This is a genomic window from Streptomyces caatingaensis, assembly GCF_001187435.1.
Taxonomy (GTDB): Bacteria; Actinomycetota; Actinomycetes; order Streptomycetales; family Streptomycetaceae; genus Streptomyces; species Streptomyces caatingaensis.
In genome coordinates this window covers 22,477-43,697 of the sequence record NZ_LFXA01000013.1, presented here as the reverse complement: position 1 = coordinate 43,697, position 21,221 = coordinate 22,477, and the positions used below count along the sequence as shown (strand labels likewise).

Below are 21,221 nucleotides of genomic sequence, written 5' to 3'. Positions count from 1 at the left end.
AGGTCAGGATTGGCCGACTCCGGCCACCCGTCCATAAGGAACCCGTCACCCTGCGACCGGTGACTTGTTGAATCGCGCATGATTGGCTCGACACGCCGTACCCCTCCTCATCACCGCGAAGGAGCAGCGTGTCCACCGTCTGTCAGCCCGTGCTGTGCCTGCCCGAGCACACCCTCGCCCTGGACGAGGTCGTCGCCCACATGGCCCGGCGGCACGCCGGGCACCCCAGGATCCGCACCGCGACCCAGCTCATGCGCAACACCTCCGTCCGCACCAGATCCCTCGTCGACCCCTTCGAGGAGGTCGTCAGCGGCCGGAGCTTCGGCGCGCGCACGCGCCGCTACGCCGAGGCCGGCACCGACCTCGGCGCCCGTGCCGCCCGGCGCGCCCTCGCCGCCGCCGACACCGCCCCGGACGAGATCGACAACCTGCTGGTCGTCTCCTGCACCGGATACCTGCTCCCCGGCCTCGACGCCCACCTCGCCGGCCGGCTCGGCTTACGCCGCGACGTCCGCCGCCTCGCCTTCACCCAGGCCGGCTGCGCCGGCGGCGCCTACGCCCTGGCCCGCGCCCGTGAACTGGCCGTCGCCCACCCCGGATCCGTCACCCTCGTCGTCGCCGTCGAACTGTGCTCGCTCTCCTACCAGCCCGACGACGACCGGATCGCCTCCTTCGTGTCGGCCGCCCTCTTCGGCGACGCCGCGGCCGCGTGCGTCGTGCGCGAGGACCGGCCCGGACTGCGGCTGGAAAACGCCTATGAGGACCTCGCCCCGGACACTGTGCGCCACATCTCCTACGACATCGACGAGTTGGGCTTTCATTTCGACACCAACCCCCGCATATCCCGCGTCGTCGCCGACGCCATGCCCGGTCTGCGGGACTGGCTGCTCCGCGAGACGTCCGTGCTCGCGCCCCAGCCCGACGTCCTCGTCAGCCACACCGGCGGACCGCGCATCATGTACGAGGTGAGCAAGGGCCTGGGCATCCCGCCGGCCATGTTCGAGCTCAGCGAGAACTCCCTCGCCGAACGGGGCAACACCGCCAGCGCCGTCGTCCTCGACGTCCTGGCACAGACCTTCGCCACCCGGCCCAGACCCGGGGCGCAGACCCTGGTCCTCGCCTTCGGCCCCGGCGTCACCACCGTCGCCGTGACCGGCACCTGGACCGGCTGACGCCCGCCGCCCGGCACACGGGAGGGGCGGGATCCCGGAGGATCCCGCCCCTCGCCGTCGCACCGGACCTACGCCGGGCTGCGCACCGCGCCGTCCACGCCCTCCACGGCGCCCCCGGCCCGCGCGGCCGCCGCCCGCGCACGCCCCCGCTTCCCCGTCCGGACCGTCCAGCTCACCAGCGCCGCCACCACGACGGCCGGCAGCACGTTGTTCAGCACCACCATGACCCCGGTCGGCAGCGCGTAGGTCAGCACCACCCGGACCACGGCCTCCAGCAGGAAGGCGACACCCCACACCGTCGTCATCAGGTACTGCATGCGCCGGAAACCCGGGTACCGCCACAGCCCGTTCCAGTGGGCCAGCCCCTCCGGCGACCCGTCGGTGGCGAAGCGGCGGCCCAGGTAGAACATCAGCGGCCGCGGCAGGGCCAGGCTGCCCAGGTACACCAGCCCCAGCAGGCCGGTGATCGCCGAATCCTTGACGAAGACCAGCTCGGTCGAGTTGTAGGCCACCGCGCTGAGTGCACCCAGCAGCATCAGGGCCAGCATCATCATCCCGAACTCGTCGACCCGCCGCCGCACCGCCAGCGAGATCAGCGTCTCCACCACGGGCCACAGCGAGATCAGCAGCAGGGCGTTCACCTTGCTCACCCCGTGGTCCGTCAGCACGCCGTACGTGACGAACGGCAGGACCGCACCGAAGAGGACCGCCGGTCCCCAGTTCATCAGGGCCGATCCCCCGGATCTGCCAGAGCTCTCCTGCGTCATTCCCCCGCCAACCCCTTATGTGTTGCTTATGTGACTGTGAGAGCGAGAGGGTAACAGATCATCAGCGCCCCACCGCGCCCTGACCAGCGCCGGAGCAACTCCCGGCAGATAACCGGAATGCCTGCTTCCGCTACCGGCGCCGCCCGCACCCCGGACAGAACACCGCCCCCTCCGGCAGCACCGCCCGGCAGCCCGCGCACTCCGTCCGCCGCGCCAGCTCCGTCCCGCACGCCGGACAGAACCGCCCGCCGTGCGCCTCCGCCCGGCACGACGGACACACCAACTGCCGCTCCCCGCCCGCGTCATGGCCCGCCGCGCGGCGCTGCCCCTCGTCGTACGCGCGCCGCGCCACCGAGTCGTTGAAACCGCGCTGCCGGGCCGCCAGTTGCTCACCCGCGGTGTCCGGGGCACAGGTGAAGCAGAGCCCCTGGTCCGCGTGCCAGCACCGGCCGCACACATGACAGGCACAGCGCGCACAGCGGTTGAAGCGCCCCTCGGCCTCCGCGACGGCCCGCCGGAACGACGCGTCGCGCGCCGTGCCCCAGCCCGAGCCGGCCAGCCCCTCCACGGCCGTCGAGAGCCGGGCCACCGCCGTGCCGAACGGCCCGGGGACCGCCCCGACGCCCCTGCCGAGCCAGCCGGCCAGCCGCCCGCTGCGGTACGGCTCGAACGCCGACCGCCAGGTGTCGTGACAGCGCCGGCAGGAGAACTCGAACTGGAAGCCCGCCGCCGTCCCGTAGTGCTCGCACAGATCCCGGTAATCGCCGCCGAAATACGTCTCGTTGCCCATGTACGCCCCCCGTACGCGACCGCCAGTCGCAGTGTGGCACAGCCCGGGAACCTGCGTGGTCAGGTCACCGAGGCCCGCCGGGCACGGATCTGTTCGGGCGTCAGGTACGCGTCGGTGAACTCGAAGTCCCGCAGCGTCGCCCGCCGCCGGCTCTGGAAGCCCGTGCGCACGTAGTCGTCGCCCGCCACGGCGTTCAGCAGCCAGTTCGTCGCCGTCCGCACCTTGGCGACACCGGTCCGCAGCGCCATCAGGTGGTAGCCGCGCGCCACCGCCTGCGCCGGCAGGCCCGTCAACTGCACGCCCAGCGGCCGCGAGACCGCGTCCGTGCCGCCGAGATCCACCACGAGCCCCAGGTCCTTGTGCGCGTACGGCCGCAGCGGGTGCCCGTGCAGGCGCGCCACCACGTTGTCCGCCGCCACCTTCCCCTGGCGCAGGGCGTGTTGGGCCGTGGGCGGGCAGACCGCGCCGTCGCCCTTGGTGACGTCGGGCACCGCCGCGGCGTCCCCCAGGGCGAAGACCCCGTCGAGACCGGGCACGGTCATGCGGTCGGTCACCACGAGACGGCCCTTGACCGTGTCCGTGCCGAGCGTGCCCACCAGCGGGCTGGCCGCCACCCCCGCCGTCCAGACCAGGGTCCGGCAGGGCAGCTCCCGCCCGTCCGTCAGCCGCACCCGGTCGCGCTCCACCCGCTCGACCGACGTCCCCAGCGACACCTCGACACCGCGGCGCCGCAGCGTGCGCAGCGCCTCGGTGCCCAGCCGGTCGCCGAGTTCGGGCATCAGGCGGGACGCGACGTCGACGACGTGCCAGCGGATCCGCCCGGCGTCCAGCCGCGGGTACCGCCGCGCCGCCGCGGTCGTCAGCCGCTGCAGACAGGCGGCCGTCTCGGTGCCCGCGTAGCCGCCGCCCACCACGACGAAGCGCAGCCGCGCGGCCCGTTCGGCCGCGTCCGTCGAGGCGTCGGCCAGGTCCAGCTGGGCGATGACGTGGTCGCGCAGGTAGGCGGCCTCGGCCAGGGTCTTCATGCCGAGGGCGTGGTCCGTCAGGCCGGGGATGTCGAAGGTGCGCGTGACGCTGCCGGGCGCGAGCACGAGGACGTCGTACGGCTCGTCGAGGACCGCGCCGTTGATCTTGCGGATGACGCAGACCCGCGCCTTCGTGTCCACGCCGATGGCGCCGCCCGGCACGACGCGGGTGCGCCTCAGACTGCGGCGCAGCGAGACCGCGACGGACTGCGGGGTGAGGACCCCGGAGGCCACCTGGGGCAGCAGCGGCAGGTAGAGCTGGTAGTCGAAGGGCGCCGTGAGGGTGATCCGGGCCTCGCCCGGACGCAGCCGGCGCTCCAGGCGGCGGGCGCAGGCGACTCCGGCGAAACCGCCGCCGACGACGAGGATGCGGGGAGTCCGTTGGGAAGTCATGCTCTGGAGCATGCTCAGCCGGCGCGAGTTCAGTGCTCCCCGTGCCGGACGGACCGCGTGGGATCCGCCCGGCACGGGCGGACCGGGCTAGGGCTCGTCGGGCGTCACGGGCGGGACGACGGGCGGCCGGGCCGGCACGGGGAACTGCCCGAGGTGCCGGGCGACGAGCGCGCCGACGCGGTCGGCGTCGGCGGCGGGCGGTGCCGCGGCCTCCGCGTCGCCCTCCTCCCCGTCGCCGCCGGCCAGGGTGTTCCACATGTCCTCGGCCGCCGCGACGACTTGGTCGAGCTCGTCGCGGAGCGTCTCCCACGCCCCCGCGCGCAGGGCGGCGTCGACGCGCGAGAACGCGCTGAGGAGTTCGACGTAGTCGTCGGCCAGCTGCTCCTCGACCGGGTCGGGCTCGACAGCGGGGATCACCTGAGCGATGGTGGACACTCCTACCTCCAGCGGGAACGTGCCAGGGACTGGCGGGACGAAAACCCTCGACGCATGGTCGCGCGTCCGCCGGACCGATCCGGGTGAAAGACCCCATAGGGGACGGACAGATCACCCGCCCGGGGGTGCGCGGCGGCCGGCCCGCCGCGGGGGTCAGTCGTCCGGGCCGGGGTCGGGCGTGGCCGCCGTCGCGTTGCGCGGCGCGCGCAGCAGGGGGAGCGCGAGGTCGGCCGCGACGCCGAGGACGGCGGCGCCGAAGGCCGCGTAAGCGCGGGCGCGGCGGCGGTAGTCGGGGCGGAGGACCGGCTGCGGTTCCGGCCGGGGGTCCGTCTGCGGAGCCATGTTCACCTTCTTTCCGTGTCCAGTCGGTATCCGTCAGAAAGGACGTCGGTATGGACCTTTGCGTTCCGTTTTCATCACGCCCCTTGTCCTGCGGCCCGATGATCCGGAAGATCGTGCGAAGATTCCCCACCCGGCCGTGAAGAGGCCGGGTGACAAGGGGAAACTTCGTGAATTCAACGACACTCAGAACCGCCGTGGGCGTCGTGCTGGCCGGCGCCGTCTCCGCCGTCCTGCTGCCCGCCTCCGCCGCGAACGCCGCGACGCCCTCCGCCGGTGTCGACAAGGCCACGGCCGACGCCTTCGGCCGCGTCGCCACCGCCGTGCTGACCGAGCGCACCGACGCCCTCGTGGACGGCCGTCCGCAGCACCGAATAGCCGCGAAGGCCGACCGCAGGGCGGGCCTTTCGGCCCGCATGGCCCGCACCGAGCGCACCGACGTCTCCTCGCTGCGGACCCGCAAGCAGCGGCTGGCCGCGCTCGGCGAGGTGTACACCGCCGGTGACACCAAGGTCTCCGTGGACGGCGTCCGGGTCTCCGGGAAGCGTGCCACGGTCCGGGTCACCGAGACCACCACGTTCACGTACAAGAAGATCCGCGGCGACGAGCCGGCCTCGACCGGCTTCAAGGCCCACCACGAGCTGGGCTTCAGCGCCGCGCAGGGCGGCCGCTGGGAGCTGACCGGCATCAAGGCCACCGACGACGGCCCCCGGCCCGTCAACGCCCCGGCCCCGGGGCCGGCCGCCGCCGCGGCCGCCTCGACGACGCCGGACGCCCCCCGGGCCGCCACCTCCTGGCCCGTCCGCGCCGTGCCGAAGAAGCGGACCTCCTACAACTACGCGGCCATGGCGGCGTACTCGGAGAAGTACTGGCGGAACTACAACCCCGCCTACCGCAAGTTCAACGAGGCCGGCGGCGACTGCACCAACTTCCTCAGCCAGGCCCTCAAGGCCGGCGGCTGGAAGCCCGAGACCGGCAAGGCTGGCGACTACCGGAAGTGGTGGTACGACGCCAAGGGCCAGTCCGACAGCTGGATCGGCGTCAACGAGTGGTCGTGGTACGCGCTCAACTCCAAGCGCGTCACCCCGCTGTCCAACGTCTTCCAGATGGAGGTCGGCGACGTCCTGCAGATGGACTTCGACGGCGACGGGTCCAAGGACCACTCCATGATGACGACGTACCGCAGCAGCTACGGCATGCCGTACCTCACCTACCACTCCACCAACACCTACCGGAAGTCGATGGCGAGCATCCTCGCGTCCTACCCGGACGCGGTCTACTTCGCCTACCGCACCTGACGGCCCGGCCCGTCCGGCCCCGTTGCCCGGGGGCCGGACGGGCCCGGTGGTTCGCCTGTGATACTGAGGGCAGAACATGTGTTTTGGTGCCAGGGGGCAAGAAGAATGACGAAGAGAACCGCGCGCAGCGCGTCGGCCCTGGTCACTGCGGCCGCCCTCACCCTCGGGCTCTCGGCCTGCGACGCCGGCCCGGGGGAGAAGGCCGACGGGGCGGACAAGGCCGGCGGTACGGCCGCGCCGTCCGCCCCGCGTCCCTCGGCGGACGCCCCGAAGAAGGACAAGAACAAGAAGAAGCCCGAGGAGAAGTGGGACGGCAAGGTCCGCGTGCTGGGGGACGGATCGACGTCCTTCACCGGCCCGCAGCCCAAGCAGCCCAGACCCGCGAAGCTCAAGCCCGGCGAACGGCCGCCGCAGTTCGTCGTCTTCTCCTGGGACGGCGCGCTGGAGGGCGACGACCACCTCTTCTCGCACTTCCGCGAGGCGGCCAAGGCGAACAACGCCCAGATGACGTTCTTCCTGACCGGCACGTACCTGCTGCCCAGGTCCAAGGCGAAGATGTACCGCCCGCCGCAGCACAAGCCCGGCGAATCGGCCATCTCCTACGCCACCGACGAGCACATCAGGGACACCCTGAACCAGCTCCGCGCCGCCTGGCTCGACGGCAACGAGATCGGCACCCATTTCAACGGGCACTTCTGCGGCGCCAAGGGCGGTGGCGACTGGAGCCCGGCCGAGTGGAAGAGCGAGATCGACCAGGCATACTCCTTCGTCGAGCACTGGAAGACCAACACCGGCTACAAGGACCTGCCCCCGCTGCCCTTCGACTACCGGAAGGAGCTCGTGGGCGGCCGCGCCCCCTGCCTGGAGGGCCAGAAGAACCTGCTGAAGGCCGCCAAGGGCTACGACTGGCGCTACGACGCCAGCTCGCCCGGCGACTTCCAGATATGGCCCTCCCGGACCGACGGCATATGGAACTTCCCCCTCCAGCTGCTGCCCTACCCGAAGAGCGAGAAGCAGGTCCTCTCCATGGACTTCAACTTCCTCTACAACCAGTCCGGGGACAACACCAAGGGCGACCCCAAGAAGTACGCGGAGTGGCGCAAGCTGACCCGCGACGGCTACCTCAACGGCTTCGAGCGCGTCTACCACGGCAGCCGCGCGCCGCTGTTCATCGGCAACCACTTCGAGGACTGGAACGGCGGCATCTACATGAAGGCCGTCGAGGACGTCATGAAGTCCGTCTGCAAGCGCGCGGAAGTGCGCTGCGTCTCCTTCAAGCAGGTCGCCGACTGGCTCGACGAGCAGGACCCCGAGGTCCTGGCGAAGCTGCGCCGGCTCGACCCGGCGCAGTCGCCCGACTGGAAGTCCCTGGTCACATAGGTTCGTCGGGGCGCCGGGCGGCGAACGGCCCGGCGCCCGGCCCTACTTGGCGGTCATGTACCGCGTCCACAGGTCGAGCGGCAGCGAACTGCCCAGGGTTCCCCCGGGCGTTCCGCCGATGCCGTCCAGCGGCAGCAGCTCCTGCGTCTTCGGGTCGATGCGGGCCACCGAGACGGCGGTCGACAGCGTGCCGCGGTAACCGACGTACCAGGCGGACTTGTTGTCCTGCGCGGTGCCCGTCTTGCCGGCCGTGCCGGGGCCCGCGGCGCCCGCCCGCCTCGCCGTGCCCTTGCGGACGGCCTCGCGCAGCGCGTCGTCCACGGCACCCGCCACCTCCCGCGGCAGGACCTGCCGGCCCTCCGGCCTCTCCACCGGCACCTCCTCGCCGTTGCGCCGCAGCCCGGTGACCGAGTACGGCTCGGCGTGCCGGCCCCGGGCGGCGAACGTGGCGTACGCGTCGGCCATGCGGATGGCGCTGGGCGTGGCGGTGCCGAGCGAGAACGACGGGAGCTTCTCGCCGAGGCTGCTCTCCAGCAGCCCCGTCTGGACGCCCACCGTGCCGACCTCGTCCAGCCCCACGTCCATGCCCAGCTGCATCATCGGGGTGTTGACCGAGTGCGCGACCGCGTCCTTGAGCGAGATCTTCCCCCAGGACTTCCCGCCGTCGTTCTCCGCCTTCACGATCTTCCCCGACCGGTCCCAGTAGGGGCCCTCCGGGGTCCGGAGCGAGATCTTGTCGTCGCCGTCGTAGAGCGTGGCCGGGGTGACGCGCGTACGGGGCTTGCCGCGCTCGCGCAGCACGCCGTCGCGCAGGGCCGCCGCGTAGACGAAGGGCGTGAAGGCGCTGCCCGCCGGGACGACGGAGGAATTGGCGTCGTTGAAGCCCTGCTTGAGGTAGTCGGGCCCGCCGGAGAGGGCGACGATGCGCCCGTCGGTGGTCACCGAGGCGGCCCCGATGCGGACGTTGCGGTCGGCCGCGCGCCGGTCGGGGGCCAGGCCGTCCCGCGCCTGCTTGACGGCCCGGGTCAGCGCCGCCATCCGCCGCCTGTCGAAGGTCGTGAGGATCTGGTAGCCGCCGAGCGCGAACTCCTGCTCCGACACGTGCGAATGGGCGAGCACGTAGGCGCGGGCCGTCTCGACGAGGTAGCCGGTCTGCCCGGTGAGACCGGTGGCCTTGGGCGGGGCGATGGGCTCGGGGAAGCGCGTGTACCGGGCCCGCTCCTCCTTGGAGAGCCGGCCGATGGCCACCATGCGGTCGAGCACCCACTCCCAGCGCTCCACCGCGCGCTTGTGGTTCTCGGGCGAGAGGGCCGGGTCGTAGAGGGCGGCCCCCTTGAGCAGGGAGGCCAGGAACGCGCCCTCGCTCGCGTTCAGCTGGGAGACGTCCTTGCCGTAGTAGGCGTGCGCGGCCCGCTGGATGCCGTAGGTGCCGCGCCCGTACCAGCTCGTGTTGAGGTACTGCTCGAGGATCTCGTCCTTGCTCAGCTTGTTGTCGAGCTTGATGGCGATGAACATCTCGGTGAGCTTGCGCGTGAAGGTCTGCTCCTGGTTCAGGTAGGCGTTCTTCACGTACTGCTGGGTGATGGTCGAGCCGCCCTGGGTGTCCCCGCCGCCGATCATCTTGGTGACGGCGCGGAGCATGCCGCTGGGGGAGACCCCGCTGTCGGAGTAGAACGTCTCGTTCTCCGCGGCCAGCGCCGCCCAGCGGACCTTCTTGGGCACGGTCTGCAGCGGGGCGTCCTGCCGGTTGACCTCGCCGGTGCGGGCCATCTCCGTGCCGTCCGCCCAGTAGTAGACGTTGTCCTGCTGCGTGGCGAAGGCGTTGAGGTCGGCGGGTATGTCGGTGCGTATGTACATGATCGTCAGCAGCCCGGCCACCACGGCCACGACGGACGTGAACAGCCCCAGGACCTGGCGCCATGACGGGATCCAGCGCCTGAACCCCTTCCGCCCCGGCCGCGGATAGGCCGGCCGCAGCCGCGGCCTCCGGCGGCGGTGCCCCGCCTCGCGGCGCTGCCGCCCGCCCCCGCTGCGGGCGGAGAAGGGACGCCGCCGCAGCAGCGGCGGGAGGAGGGTCAGGGCATCCACTCTCTTGCGACGATCGCTCACGGATCGACCCTATGGGATGAACCCAAGAGCGGATGTTTGGATTCCAGTCCTCGAACATTACGGTTCAGGGTCATTTGGCCGGACATCCCGGAGGCCGCCGCGTAGCGTTTACTCGGATCCGAGTAGTAGGGTCCGAGTGCACCGCCTCGACGCCCGACGCGACCGAACGGAGCCACATGCCCGACCGACGACCCGCCAACCCCCTCGCCCTCGCCGTCCTCGGCCTGCTCCTCGAACGCCCCCTGCACCCGCACGCCATGGCCACCGCCCTGCGCGAACGCGGCATGGACCGCGCCTTCAAAGTGACGACGGGATCCCTCTACGACACCGTCCGGGCCCTGGCCCGCGACGGCTGGATCGAGGCCGACGGCACCGAACGGGTCGGCGCCCGCCCGGCCCGCACCGTCTACCGCCACACCGCCCACGGAACACGGCAGTTCACCGCCTGGCTCGACGAGCTGATCCGCGAACCGGCCCAGGAATACCCCAGGTTCCTCTCCGCCGTCAGCTACCTCGCCGCCCTCGGCCCGGACCGCGCCGCCGCGGCACTGCGCGAACGGGCCGCGGCCCTGGAGACGCGCATCGCCGCGGCCGAACGGGCCCACCGCACGGCCCGCGAGGAGCACGGCGCGCCCCGGCTGTTCGTCATCGAGGCCGAGTACGCGCGGGAGATGGCCCGGGCCGAGCTGCGCTGGGTGCTCAGGACCGCCGAGGAGATCGAGACCGGCGCCCTGGAATGGCCGGAGGCGGTCCCCGGTGTCTGAGACCGACGTCCTGATCGTGGGGGCCGGACCCGCCGGGCTGACGCTCGCCTGCGAACTGGGCCTGGCCGGCGTCCCCGCCCTGGTGATCGAGCGCGACCCCGCCCCGCCCGGCCACTGCCGCGGCTTCAACCTCAACGCCCGCAGCCTGGACCTCCTGGACCGGCGCGGGCTCGCCGCCCGCTTCCTCGCCGAGGGCCCGACCGTCCCCACCACCGCCTTCACCGGCACGGCCCGCCTCGACCTGACCGCCATGCGCACCGGCCACCCCTACGTGCTGGGGATACCCCAGACCCGCGTCGAGGAGCTCCTCGCCGAACGGGCCGCCGAACTCGGCGTACGCGTCCTGCGCGGGCATCGGCTCACCGCACTGCGCCAGGACGACGACGGCGTCGACGCCGAAGTGGACGCCCCCGACGGGCCGTTGACGCTGCGCGCCCGCCGGCTCGTCGGCTGTGACGGCGGCCGCAGCACCGTGCGCCGGCTCGCCGGCATCCCCTTCCCCGGCACGCCCGCGCGCCGCTTCACCCTCCTCGGCGACGTGGTCCTCGCCGACCCGGACTCCCTGCCCTTCGGGGTCACGGGCGCGGTGTTCGCCGTACCGCGCCCCGGCTGCGTCCGGCTGATCACCACCGACCCGGAGCCGCCGCAGGACCACCGCGAGCCGGTCACCCCGGCCGGCTTCCAGCGGGCCCTCGACCGGGCGCTGGGCCGCCACGTCCAGATCGCCGAGGCCCGATGGCTGACCCGGTTCGGCGACGCCGCCCGGCTCGCGGAGCGGCTGGTGCACGGGCGCGTCCTGCTGGCGGGCGACGCCGCGCACATCCACCCGCCCGCCGGGGCCGTCGGCGTCAACGCGGCGATCGACGACGCGATGAACCTCGGCTGGAAGCTCGCCCTCGTCTCCCGGGGCCACGCGCCCGCCGGGCTGTTGGAGACCTACCACACCGAACGGCACGCGGCGGGCGAAGCGCTCCTGCGCGCCACCCGGGCCCAGGCCGTCCTGGCCCGCGAGGACGAGGACCTGGCCCCCGTGCGCGAACTCCTCGCCGCGCTGGCCACGGAGGAGGAGACGGCCGGGCTCCTCGCCGAGACCGTCACCGCCGTGGGCACCCGCTACCCGGCCCCCGGCAGCTCCGGCCACCCCTGGGACGGCCGCATGGTGCCGGACGTCCCGCTGGAGGGCGAGGGCCTGCTGCCCCTGCTGGCCCGCACGGGCGGCGGGGTGCTGCTGCTGGACGGGGATCCCCAACCGTCCGCCGCGGCGGCCGCCCCCTGGGCGGACCGGGTCGTGCCGGCGCGCGCCCGGCCCGGGGCCCTGGCCGGTGCCGCGGCCGTCCTCGTCCGCCCGGACGGGCACGCGGCCTGGACGGCCGCCGGACCGGCGTGCCCGGCCGGACCCCTGCGCGAGGCCCTCGCCCGCTGGTTCGGCCCGCCGGGGCGGGAGACGGCCGGCGGCGCGCGTCCCGACGCGGGCGCCGCGGGGTGAAGGCGCCGGCGGGCGGCGGACCGCCGTGACGAGGCCCACGCCGTAGGCGTCGGGCGGCGGGCCCGGGCCGCTGCCCGGCGCTCCGCCGGCCGGAGATCTTCGGCCGGCGCCGGCACACGGCGATCCCGCCGATGTCCCGGTCCGCCCGCGCGGCCTTCAACTTCCGCCCGTGCCAGTGCCGTTGAGACCTGCCGGAGCAGCCGGCCGCCACCGGCGGGCACTGCGCGACCCGGTGAGGGCGAACCGTTCCCCGGTCGCTCTTCCCGGGGAACGCCGGAAAAGCGAAAAGTCCGTAAAATCCCTATCGGATCAGCTCGCCCGGCAGACCCTCGCGGGACCCACAGGAGGCGGCGTGACGACAGATCAGCGGCAGCAGACCGGCACCACCGTGGGCGTCGCCCACGACTTCTGGGACCGGCTCCCCCTCGACGTACGCGACCCGGCCTTCCACGCCGACCCCTACCCCTTCTACGAACGCCTGCGCGCCCGGGGCGACGGCCCCGTCGTCCGCCTGCCCGACGGCGTCCTCGTCGTCACCGGCCACCAGGCCTGCCTCGACGCCCTGGGGGACGACCACCTCGGATTCGGCACCCTCGACACCGAGACCCGGTCCTTCCTCATGGTCGACCCGCCCGAGCACCGGCGGCTGCGCACCCGCGTCGCCGGGCCCTTCGCCGCCCGCGCCGTCGAACGCCTCCGCCCGGCCATCGAGCACCGCGCCGCCGAACTCCTCGCCGGCGTCGACCGCGCGTCCGACGTGGACGTCATCGCCGACCTCGCCGAACCCCTCGCCCTGGACGTCATCTGCGCCCTGGTCGGCGTCCCGCCCGGCGAGCGCGAGGAGTGGGTGGACGCCCTGTCGTGGATGGTCACCGGCTTCGACCCGCAGGCCCTGCGCGACCCCGGGACCGACGCCAAGGTCACCAGCTCCCGCCTCGACTTCGCCCGCCACCTGCGCTCCCTGGCCGAGCGGCGCCGGGCCGCCCCGGCCGGCGACTTCGTCAGCGCCCTCGTCGCCCCCGGCCCCGACGGAAGCGTGCTCACCCTCGAACAGGTCATGACCGCCGTCGCCCAGGTCGTCATCGCCGGCTTCGAACCCACCGTCAACCTCGTGGGCAACGGCTTCCACGCCCTGCTCAACCACCCCGGCCAGCTCGACCACCTCCGCCGCCACCCCCGGGACGCCCCCGCCGCCGTCGAGGAACTCCTGCGCTACGACCCGCCCATCCAGCTCCTGACCCGCGTCGCCCTGCGCGACACCGCCGTCGCCGGCGTCCCGGCGCCCGCCGGCACCGTCGTCGGGCTCCTCGTCGGCGCCGCCAACCGCGACCCCGCCGCCCACGACCGGCCCGACCGCCTCGACATCACCCGCCCCCGCCGGCACCTCTCCCTCGGCTGGGGCGAGCACTTCTGCCTGGGCGCCCGGCTCGTCCGCGTGCAGGCCGAGATCATGCTGACCGCCCTCGCCCACTGCGGGGCCGTCGCCACCGGGGAGCCCGTCCGCCACAAACCGACCATGATCAGCCGGGGACTGGAACGGCTGCCGGTGGTGCTGACCGCGGGGTCCTGAACGGCAGGCGCTCCACTGCCCGGCGTTCCCCTGTCCCCGGCCCGTCCGTTCCGGTGCCGGGCCGGGATGGTCCCGCGGAGGCGCTTGGAGGAGACGCTCAGGCCGGCCTCACGGCCTGTCACGGCGACCACCACCTACACCTGTCCCGCGCCCGGGAGACCTACGGCCCCGACCGCTTCCTCCGGACGGCGCAGCACGTCCGACGGACGGCCGCCCGGGCCCTCCCCGGCGGCACCGCCGCCCGCGGGCGCCTCCCGCCCCGCCGCCCCGCCCGACGGCACCGACAGCCGGCGCAGACACCGCCGGGCCAGGTCGCCCACCGTGGCGCTCCCCAGGATCTCCACGGCGGGCACGTCACAGCCCAGCCGCTGGTGGAGGGCCGTCATCAGCTCCGCGCCCATCAGGGAGTCCAGCCCCAGCCGGTCCAGGCGGTCCTCCGCGCGGACCCGGCCCGGCTCCGCCTGCAGCACCCGCTCCAGCAACGCCACCACCGCCTCCGTCACCCGGGCCAGCGCCTCCTCCGGACCGGCCTGGGCCAGGGCCTGCGCGAGATCCCGCGCCTGCCGGTCCGCCGCACCGTCCGACTCCGGCCGCGCCGGCGCGAAACGCGGCGCCGCCACGGACGCCACCGCGTGCCGCAGCCGCTCCCAGCCGAAGCCCGCCACCACCGCCACCGCGTCCTCCCCGCCCAGCAGACCGTCCAGGAAGTCCAGCGCCCGGCCCGCCGGCACCGGCGGCAGCCCCACCTTCTCCATCACCCCGTCCAGACCGTGCCGCGCCACGTGCCCCGCCCCGCCCAGCGCCCCCCAGGCGACCGTCAGCGCCGGCAGCCCGGCCGCCCGCCGCGCCCGCGCCACCGCCTCCAGGGCGAGGTTGGCGCCCGCGTACGTCGCCTGCCCCGGATTGCCGATCAGCGCCGACGCCGACCCGTACAGGACGAAGAAGTCCAGCCGCCGGCCGCGCGTCAGCCGGTCCAGGACCCGGGCGCCCTCCGCCTTGGGGGACAGCACGCGGCGCGCCGACCCCTCCGTGATCCCCGTCAGCGGACCGTCGTCGAGGACCATCGCCGCGTGCACCACACCCCGCAACGGGCGGCCGGGAGCGTCCACTTCGTCCAGCAGCGCCGCCATCGCGGACTCGTCCGCGACGTCCGCCGCGCGCACCGTCACCTCCGCGCCCGCGCGCCGCAGCCCCTCGACGAGCTCCGCCGCCTCCGGGCTCTCCATCCCCCGGCGGCCCACCAGACACAGGTGCCGCGCCCCGCGCGCGGCCAGCCGGCGGGCCGTCTCCGCGCCGAACCCGCCCAGCCCGCCGGTCACCAGGTAGCACGCCCCCGGGTCCAGCACGACCGGCCCGGACTCGCCGCACAGCGGCGGGGCGGCGTCCAGCGCGACCACGACCTTCCCGATGTGCCGGGAGTGCCGCAGCGCCTCGAACGCCTCGGCCACCCGGCCGGCCCCGTACACGTGATGCGGCACCGCGCGGTACGCGCCCTCGCGCACCCACCGCACCACCTCCGCGAACTCCTCGGCCACCACCGCGGGCCGCTCCCGCGCCAGGTGGGCCAGATCGACGGCCGCGAAGGAGAGGTTGCCGAGGAACGGGCCCAACGGCAGCCGGCTGTCGGCGTACAGGTCGCGCTTGCCCAGCTCGACGAAGCGGCCGCCGGGCGCCAGGCACTCCAGCCCCCGGCCGATCGCCTCGCCCGCCAGCGAGTTGAGGACGACGTCCACGCCGCGCCCCGCCGTCAGCGACCGCACGCGCTCGGCGAAGGCCATCGAGCGCGAGTCCACGACGTGCTCCACGCCCAGCAGGCGCAGCAGTTCACGCTTGGCCGGCGTCCCGGCGCTCGCCACCACCCGGGCCCCGGCCCGCCGCGCGTACTGGAGGGCGGCCAGCCCCACACCACCGGCACCGCCGTGCACCAGCACCGTCTCGCCCGCCGACAGACGGGCCACCCGGTGCAGCGCGTGATGCACCGTCAGCAGCACCACGGGCAGCGTCGCCGCCTCCGCGAAGCCCATGCCGTCCGGGATCCGGCCCGCCGTCGCCGCCGGCACCGCCACGTGCGAGGCCAGCGTGCCGGCCCCGAAGGCGAACACCCGGTCGCCCACGGCCGGTTCGGCCACGCCCGCCCCGACGGCCGTGACGACACCGGCGCACTCCATGCCCGGACGGTGCTCCCCGCCCGGCACGTCGAGCGGCATCGTGCCCTGGGCCTGGAGCACGTCCCGGTAGTTGAGCGCGGCACAGCGCACCTCCACGACGACCTCGCCGGGCCCGGGCCGGGGCACCTCGGCCGGGACCCACTCCAGGCGGTGGGCGCTCCCCGGCTCGCGCACCCGCAGGGCGAAGGACGGCGCGTCCGGGCCGCCGCCGGCGTCCGCGCCCTCGCGCAGCCGGGTGACGAACCGCCCGGCGGCGGTCAGCAGGATTTCGTCCTCCTCGCCGTCCGCCGCGGCCAGTTCGGCGGCCAGCCGGTCCGCGTCCTCGTCCGCCCGCCCGGCGGACTCCAGGGAGACCCTGCGGACGGTGAGCTGCGGGTGCTCGGTGGCCAGGCAGCGCGCCACGCCCCACACCGCCGCCGTCCCGGGGGCGGAGGGCCGCTCGGGGCGGGGCAGCGCCCCGGTGGGCGGCGTCACCAGCCACAGCGCGACGCGCGCGTCCGGCTCCCGGTCGGCCGCGACGGCGAGCGACCGCAGGACGGCGGTGCGGCGGACCTCCCGCTCCAGGACCCCGCCGTCGCCACTGGCGTCGCTGCCGTCGCCGTCGCCGCCGAGGAGGAGCAGGACGCCGTCGGGGAGGGGCGACCAGTGCTCCGGTTCCGTGCCGGGCGCCGCGCGGCGGACGGTGGCGCCGGCGGCGGAGAGCCGTTCGGCGACGGCGGCCGCGAGACCCTCCCGCTCCGGCTCGGCGGCCACCACCCAGGAGCCGCCGGCCGCCCCGGGCGCGGGCGGCGGCACCGGACGGCCGAGGTCCGGACGCCGGGCCAGCAGGACGGACGCGGTGGCGCGCGCCGGATCCTCCTCGTCGCCGAGCACCACGGGATCCCGCCAGCCCGCCCCCGAGAGCACCTGCCGCCACGCGCCCGCGGACAGCAGCGGCCCGTCCGGCCGCACGTCCTCGTCCCGCCGGTCCCAGAAGCCCGGCCGCAGACCCGTCAACAGACAGAGCGGAACGGGGTCGTGGGGCTCGGTCATCAGCAACTGCCCGCCGTCGTCCAGCAGGACGGCCAGATGGCCGAGCGCACGGCGGACGTCCCGGGCGGTGTGCAGGGCGTGCGGGGCGACGACCAGGTCGAAACCGCCCTCGTGCCAGCCCTGTTCGCGCGGGTCGCGGTCCAGGTCCAGGACGCGCAGGTCGAGCACGTCGTGCTCCGCGAAGCGCTTGCGCAGCCGCGGGAACGAGGCGTCGGTGGTGTCGGCGCACACGTACCGGGTCCGCTCCGGCGGCAGTTCCGGCAGCAGGAACGCGGTGGCGCCGCCGCTGCCCGCGCCGACCTCCAGGACCCGCAGCGGCCGGTCCGCCGGCCAGTCCCGCACCAGACGCCGCAGCACGGCGCGCGCCGCACGGTGGACGAAGCCGCGCGGACAGCCGTCGGTCGACAGCTCCTCCAACAGATGCCGGTGCCCCTCCGACCGCAGCAACTCGCCCGCGTCCCGGTGCCCTTGCAGCACCTCCGCCAGCCGGGCGCCACAGGAGGCGAGCAGCCCCAGCTCCACCGCGAGCCCGGGCGCCTCCCCGGCCGCCGCCCGCAACCGCTCCGCCGGAGCGGCCGCACGCACCATCCGCCACCCGCCGTCCACCGGCTCGGCCAGCCCCTCGGCGCACGCCGCCCCCAACAGCGCCTCCACCAGCGGCAGATGCTCCCGCAGGACCCCCGACGCCACCAGCCCCTCCACCTCGACGACACCCGCCGCGCCGCCGCCCGCCAACGACGCCACCACCGCGGCCCCCAGATGGGCCGTCAGCCCGCGCAGCCGCTCCGCGCCCGCCCGGGCGGCGGTCGCCCGCAGGCCCCGCACCTCCTCCGCGCACGCCCGCACCACCTCACCCGGCGGCGGCAGCGGACACGGCGAGCCCGCCGGGCCCGGCCGCGGCGCGGCCCGCCCGACCGCCGTCAGCCGCCGGGGGAGCACCCGGCCGCCCGGGTCGAACCGGCGCAGCCGGCAGCCCTCCAGCGCCAGACACGTCAGCCCGTTGGGCGCGAGCACCGTCACGTCCCACAACGCCTCCCGCGCCGACAGCTCCCGCGACCGCACATGGACGTACCCCGTGGCCGGCATCCGCCGCCACGCCCGCACCCGGTCCACCGCGACCGGAAGGAACGGCATCCCGTCCGCGGTCACCTCCTCCAGCAGCGCCGACCCCGCCTGCAACGCCCCGTCCAGCAGCGCCGGATGCGCCTCGAAGTCCGCGGTGCCGTCCCCGCCCGCGTACGCGGCCACCACCTCGCCGTCGCCCACCCGCAGCGCCCGCAGCACCCGGAACGCCGGGCCGTAGCCGATCCCCTTGCGCAGCGCCGCGGCGTAGTGCTCCTCCGGCGTCCGCGTCCGCGGCGCCCGGGCGGCCAGCGCGTCCAGGTCCGCCGGCACCGGCACCGGCGTGTGCAGCCGGCGCACCCGCCCGCGCGCGTGCTCCCGCCACGAGGCGTCCTCCTCGCCCCGCGACGCGATCCGCACGACCCCGTCGTCGGCCGCCAGCGCCGTCTGCAGATCCAGCCGCCGGCCGTCGTCGAACGGCAGCACCAGCGCCGTCGGCACCACCACCCGGGTGATCTCCACCGGGGCGTCCAGCACCCGCCGCCCCGCCGCCAGCATCATCTCCAGGTACGCCGAGGCCGGCATCACCACCGCGTCCCCCACCCGGTGCCCCGCCAGCCACGGCACCCGCGCGCAGTCGAACGGCCCGTGCCACACCGGATCCGCCAGCGCCGCCCGCTCGCCCAGCAGCGGATGGTCCACCGTGCCGTCGCCGCAGCCGCCCGCCCAGGACTCCGGGCCGCCGTTCCAGTGCTCCTCCCGCTGCCACGGATACGCCGGCAGGTCCACCACCCGCCCCGGGCGCGGGAAGAACACCGCGTGGTCGTGCCGCGCCCCGGCCGCCACCAGCCGCGCCACCGCGCGGTCCACCGCCTCCGGCCCCGGCACGTCCCGCGTCAGCGCCGGCACCGTCACCACCTCCGCCCCGCCGGCCGACCGCCGCACGTAGCCGCACAGCACCGGATGCGGCCCCACCTCCACGAACACGTCGCAGCCCTGCTCCCGCAACTGCTCCACGGCCTGCGCGAACAGCACCGGCCGCCGCAGGTTGTGCCACCAGTAACCGGCGTCCAGCTCCGTCCCGCCCAGGACCGTGCCCGTCGTCGCCGACGCGTACGGCACCGCCGCCCGGCCCGGCTTGAGGCCCTCCAGCGCCGCCACCAGCCCCTCCTCCAGCCCGTCCATCGCCCGGCTGTGGAACGCGTACGCCAGGTCCAGCGGCCGCACGTGCACCCCCTCCCGCCGGCACCGTTCGTACAGCTCCTCCAGCGCGCCCCGGTCACCGCTGACCGTCACGTCCCGGCCGCTGTTCACCCCCGCGACCTCCACCCGCCCGCCGTACGGCGCCAGCAGCGCCCGGGCCCGGACCACGTCCGCGCCCAGCGCCGCCATCCCCCAGTTCCCCGCCGTGGACGCCTGCGCCCGCGACCGCGCCACCACCACCCGCGCCGCCGACGCCAGATCCAGCGCACCCGCCGCCCACGCCGCCGCCATCTCGCCCGAACTGTGCCCCGCCACCGCCGCCGGCACCACACCCCGTTCGCGCAGCACCGCCACCAGCCCCACCTGCACCGCGAACAGCAACGGCTGCGCCACGTCCGTCGTATCGGCCCGCCGCCGCCCCTCCTGCGCCGCCAGCTCCTCGGCCACCGACCAGCCCAGCCACGGCCGCAGCGCCCCGTCCGCCTCCTCCACCGCCCGCCGGAACACCGGGTCGCCCGCCAGCAGATCCGCCGCCATCCCCGCCCACTGCGACCCGTTCCCCGAGAAGACGAACGCGACCGCGCCCCGCGCCGCCCCCGCCACCCGCGCCCCCGCGTCGTCCCCCGCCGCCACCTCCCGCAGCCGTGCCGCCGCCGTCGCCGGATCCGCGGCCAGCACCGCCGCCCGCTCCTCGTACCGGCCCCGCCGCCGGCACGCGGTGTACGCCACGTCGTAGAACTCCTCCGGCCCGCACCCCTCCAGCCGGTCCGCCATGCGCCGCGCCGCCTGCGCCACCGCCTCCGGCGTACGCGCCGAGACGACCACCGGCAGCGCCCGCCCGGCCGGCGGCGCGGCCGGCGGCGCGGTGGAGGGGGCCGGGGCGGCGAGGACGACGTGCGCGTTCGCGCCGCCGAAACCGAAGGAGTTGACCCCCGCCACCACCCGCCCCCCGGGCAGCGGATCCAGCTCCGCCTCCCGCACCGCCGGCGCCAGCCGCAGCCCCTCGAAGTCGATGTCCGGACTCAGCGGCAGCGCACCTGCGTTGGCCGGCACCCGCCCGTGCCGCAGCACCAGCAGCGTCTTCACCAGCCCCGCCATCCCCGACGCCGGCTCCAGATGCCCCAGATGCCCCTTCACCGACCCCACCGGCAACGGCCGCCCCGCACCCCGCCGCATCCCCAGCGCCCGCCCCACCGCACGGCACTCCACCGGATCGCCCACCGGTGTCCCCGTACCGTGCATCTCCAGATACACCAGCTCGTCCGGCGCCACCCCCGCCGCCTCGTACACCCCCCGCAACAGCGCCTCCTGCGCCGCCGCGCTCGGCTGCGCCAGCCCCGGCGTCCGCCCGTCGGCGTTCACCCCGCTGCCCAGGATCACCCCCCGCACCGGATCCCCGTCCCGCACCGCCGCCTCCAGCGGCTTCAGCACCACCACCGCGCCCCCCTCGGACCGCACATAGCCGTCCGCCTCCGCCGAGAACGGCCGGCAGCGCCCCGCCGGCGACAGCATCGACGCCTTCGCGAACCCCACGAACTCGAACGGGCTCAGCAGCACGTTGACCCCCGCCGCCAGCGCCAGACCGCTGCGCCCCGACCGCAGCGCCTCGCACGCGTGGTGCAGCGCCACCAGCGACGACGAACAGGCCGTGTCCACCGCCAGACTGGGCCCGCGCAGGTCCAGGAAGTGCGACACCCGGTTGGCGATGTTGCAGGCCGCCCCGCCCGTCATCGTGTACGCGTTGGCCGACCGCGGTTCGAGCCCCTGCAGGAACGCGAACGCCTGGCTCGACGCCCCCACGTACACCGCCGTGTCCGACCCCGCCAGCGACGCCGGCGCCACCCCCGCCGCGTCGAGCGCCTCCACGGCCATCTCCAGCACCAGCCGCTGTTGCGGGTCCATGCGCCGCGCCTCCCGCGGCGACACGTTGAAGAACCCGGCGTCGAAGCCCCGTACGTCCGGCAGGAACCCGCCCGCCATCGCGTACGCCTTGCCCGGACGACCCGGCTCCGGATCGGTCCAGCGCGCCGCGTCGAACCGGTCGGCCGGCACCGGCCCCACCAGCGGACGCTCCTCGCGCAGGGCGGCCCACAACGCCTCGGGCGTGCACAGACCGCCCGGGAGCCGGCACGCGACCCCGACAACGGCAACGGCTTCACGGGAGGTCACCACGGCTGACTCCTCACGACGGCGCGACTTCCCTGGTGGCATGCCCTCCCGCGCACCCG

13 protein-coding genes are annotated in these 21,221 nt (G+C 75.1%); 6 read left to right on the top strand and 7 right to left on the bottom strand.

The window, feature by feature from the left end; translation table 11 throughout:
- The first annotated feature begins 128 nt into the window (after nt 1-128).
- The gene (locus tag AC230_RS19595) at nt 129-1,172 is read left to right on the top strand and encodes a beta-ketoacyl-[acyl-carrier-protein] synthase family protein (protein ID WP_049717798.1); all 1,044 of its coding nucleotides are present in this window, start codon (nt 129-131) and stop codon (nt 1,170-1,172) included.
- A 68-nt stretch (nt 1,173-1,240) separates the two neighbouring features.
- On the opposite strand, the gene AC230_RS19590 is transcribed toward AC230_RS19595, so the two are convergent.
- The 5 genes from AC230_RS19590 to AC230_RS19570 form a co-directional block, all read right to left on the bottom strand.
- Nucleotides 1,241-1,897 (bottom strand): VC0807 family protein, encoded by a 657-nt coding sequence (locus AC230_RS19590; RefSeq protein WP_198535569.1) that lies wholly within the window; start codon nt 1,895-1,897, stop codon nt 1,241-1,243.
- A gap of 172 nt (nt 1,898-2,069) precedes the next feature.
- A complete protein-coding gene (locus AC230_RS19585; RefSeq protein ID WP_049717607.1) occupies nt 2,070-2,729 on the bottom strand; it encodes a zinc ribbon domain-containing protein in 660 nt (219 codons plus the stop codon).
- Nucleotides 2,730-2,788: 59 nt separating this feature from the next.
- The gene (locus AC230_RS19580; RefSeq protein WP_049717797.1) at nt 2,789-4,147 is read right to left on the bottom strand and encodes an NAD(P)/FAD-dependent oxidoreductase; all 1,359 of its coding nucleotides are present in this window, start codon (nt 4,145-4,147) and stop codon (nt 2,789-2,791) included.
- An 87-nt stretch (nt 4,148-4,234) separates the two neighbouring features.
- Nucleotides 4,235-4,582: a hypothetical protein gene (locus AC230_RS19575; protein WP_049717606.1), complete on the bottom strand. Its 348-nt coding sequence runs from the start codon at nt 4,580-4,582 to the stop codon at nt 4,235-4,237.
- Nucleotides 4,583-4,735: 153 nt separating this feature from the next.
- Nucleotides 4,736-4,924, bottom strand: coding sequence for a hypothetical protein (locus tag AC230_RS19570; RefSeq protein WP_157868610.1), 189 nt, complete (start codon nt 4,922-4,924; stop codon nt 4,736-4,738).
- Between the two features lie 167 nt (nt 4,925-5,091).
- Here AC230_RS19570 and AC230_RS19565 point away from each other — a divergent pair, with 167 nt between their 5' ends.
- Nucleotides 5,092-6,219, top strand: coding sequence for an amidase domain-containing protein (locus AC230_RS19565; protein ID WP_241833292.1), 1,128 nt, complete (start codon nt 5,092-5,094; stop codon nt 6,217-6,219).
- Between the two features lie 105 nt (nt 6,220-6,324).
- A complete protein-coding gene (locus tag AC230_RS19560; RefSeq protein ID WP_049717604.1) occupies nt 6,325-7,599 on the top strand; it encodes a polysaccharide deacetylase family protein in 1,275 nt (424 codons plus the stop codon).
- A 42-nt stretch (nt 7,600-7,641) separates the two neighbouring features.
- On the opposite strand, the gene AC230_RS19555 is transcribed toward AC230_RS19560, so the two are convergent.
- Complete coding sequence (locus AC230_RS19555) at nt 7,642-9,576, bottom strand: transglycosylase domain-containing protein (protein WP_049717795.1); 1,935 nt, start codon at nt 9,574-9,576, stop codon at nt 7,642-7,644.
- A 308-nt stretch (nt 9,577-9,884) separates the two neighbouring features.
- Between AC230_RS19555 and AC230_RS19550 the strand changes: the two genes are divergently transcribed.
- The 3 genes from AC230_RS19550 to AC230_RS19540 all read left to right on the top strand — a co-directional run bounded on the left by AC230_RS19550 (nt 9,885) and on the right by AC230_RS19540 (nt 13,528).
- A complete protein-coding gene (locus AC230_RS19550) occupies nt 9,885-10,472 on the top strand; it encodes a PadR family transcriptional regulator (RefSeq protein WP_049717603.1) in 588 nt (195 codons plus the stop codon).
- Nucleotides 10,465-11,958 carry an FAD-dependent monooxygenase gene (locus AC230_RS19545; protein ID WP_049717602.1) on the top strand — a complete coding sequence of 498 codons (1,494 nt, stop codon included), beginning with the start codon at nt 10,465-10,467 and terminating at the stop codon, nt 11,956-11,958. Before AC230_RS19550 ends, AC230_RS19545 begins: the two co-directional genes overlap by 8 nt.
- A gap of 352 nt (nt 11,959-12,310) precedes the next feature.
- The gene (locus AC230_RS19540) at nt 12,311-13,528 is read left to right on the top strand and encodes a cytochrome P450 (protein WP_049717601.1); all 1,218 of its coding nucleotides are present in this window, start codon (nt 12,311-12,313) and stop codon (nt 13,526-13,528) included.
- A 134-nt stretch (nt 13,529-13,662) separates the two neighbouring features.
- Here the strand turns inward: AC230_RS19540 and AC230_RS34345 are convergent, their stop codons facing one another.
- Nucleotides 13,663-21,162, bottom strand: coding sequence for a type I polyketide synthase (locus AC230_RS34345; RefSeq protein ID WP_277816919.1), 7,500 nt, complete (start codon nt 21,160-21,162; stop codon nt 13,663-13,665).
- Nucleotides 21,163-21,221 lie beyond the last annotated feature (59 nt).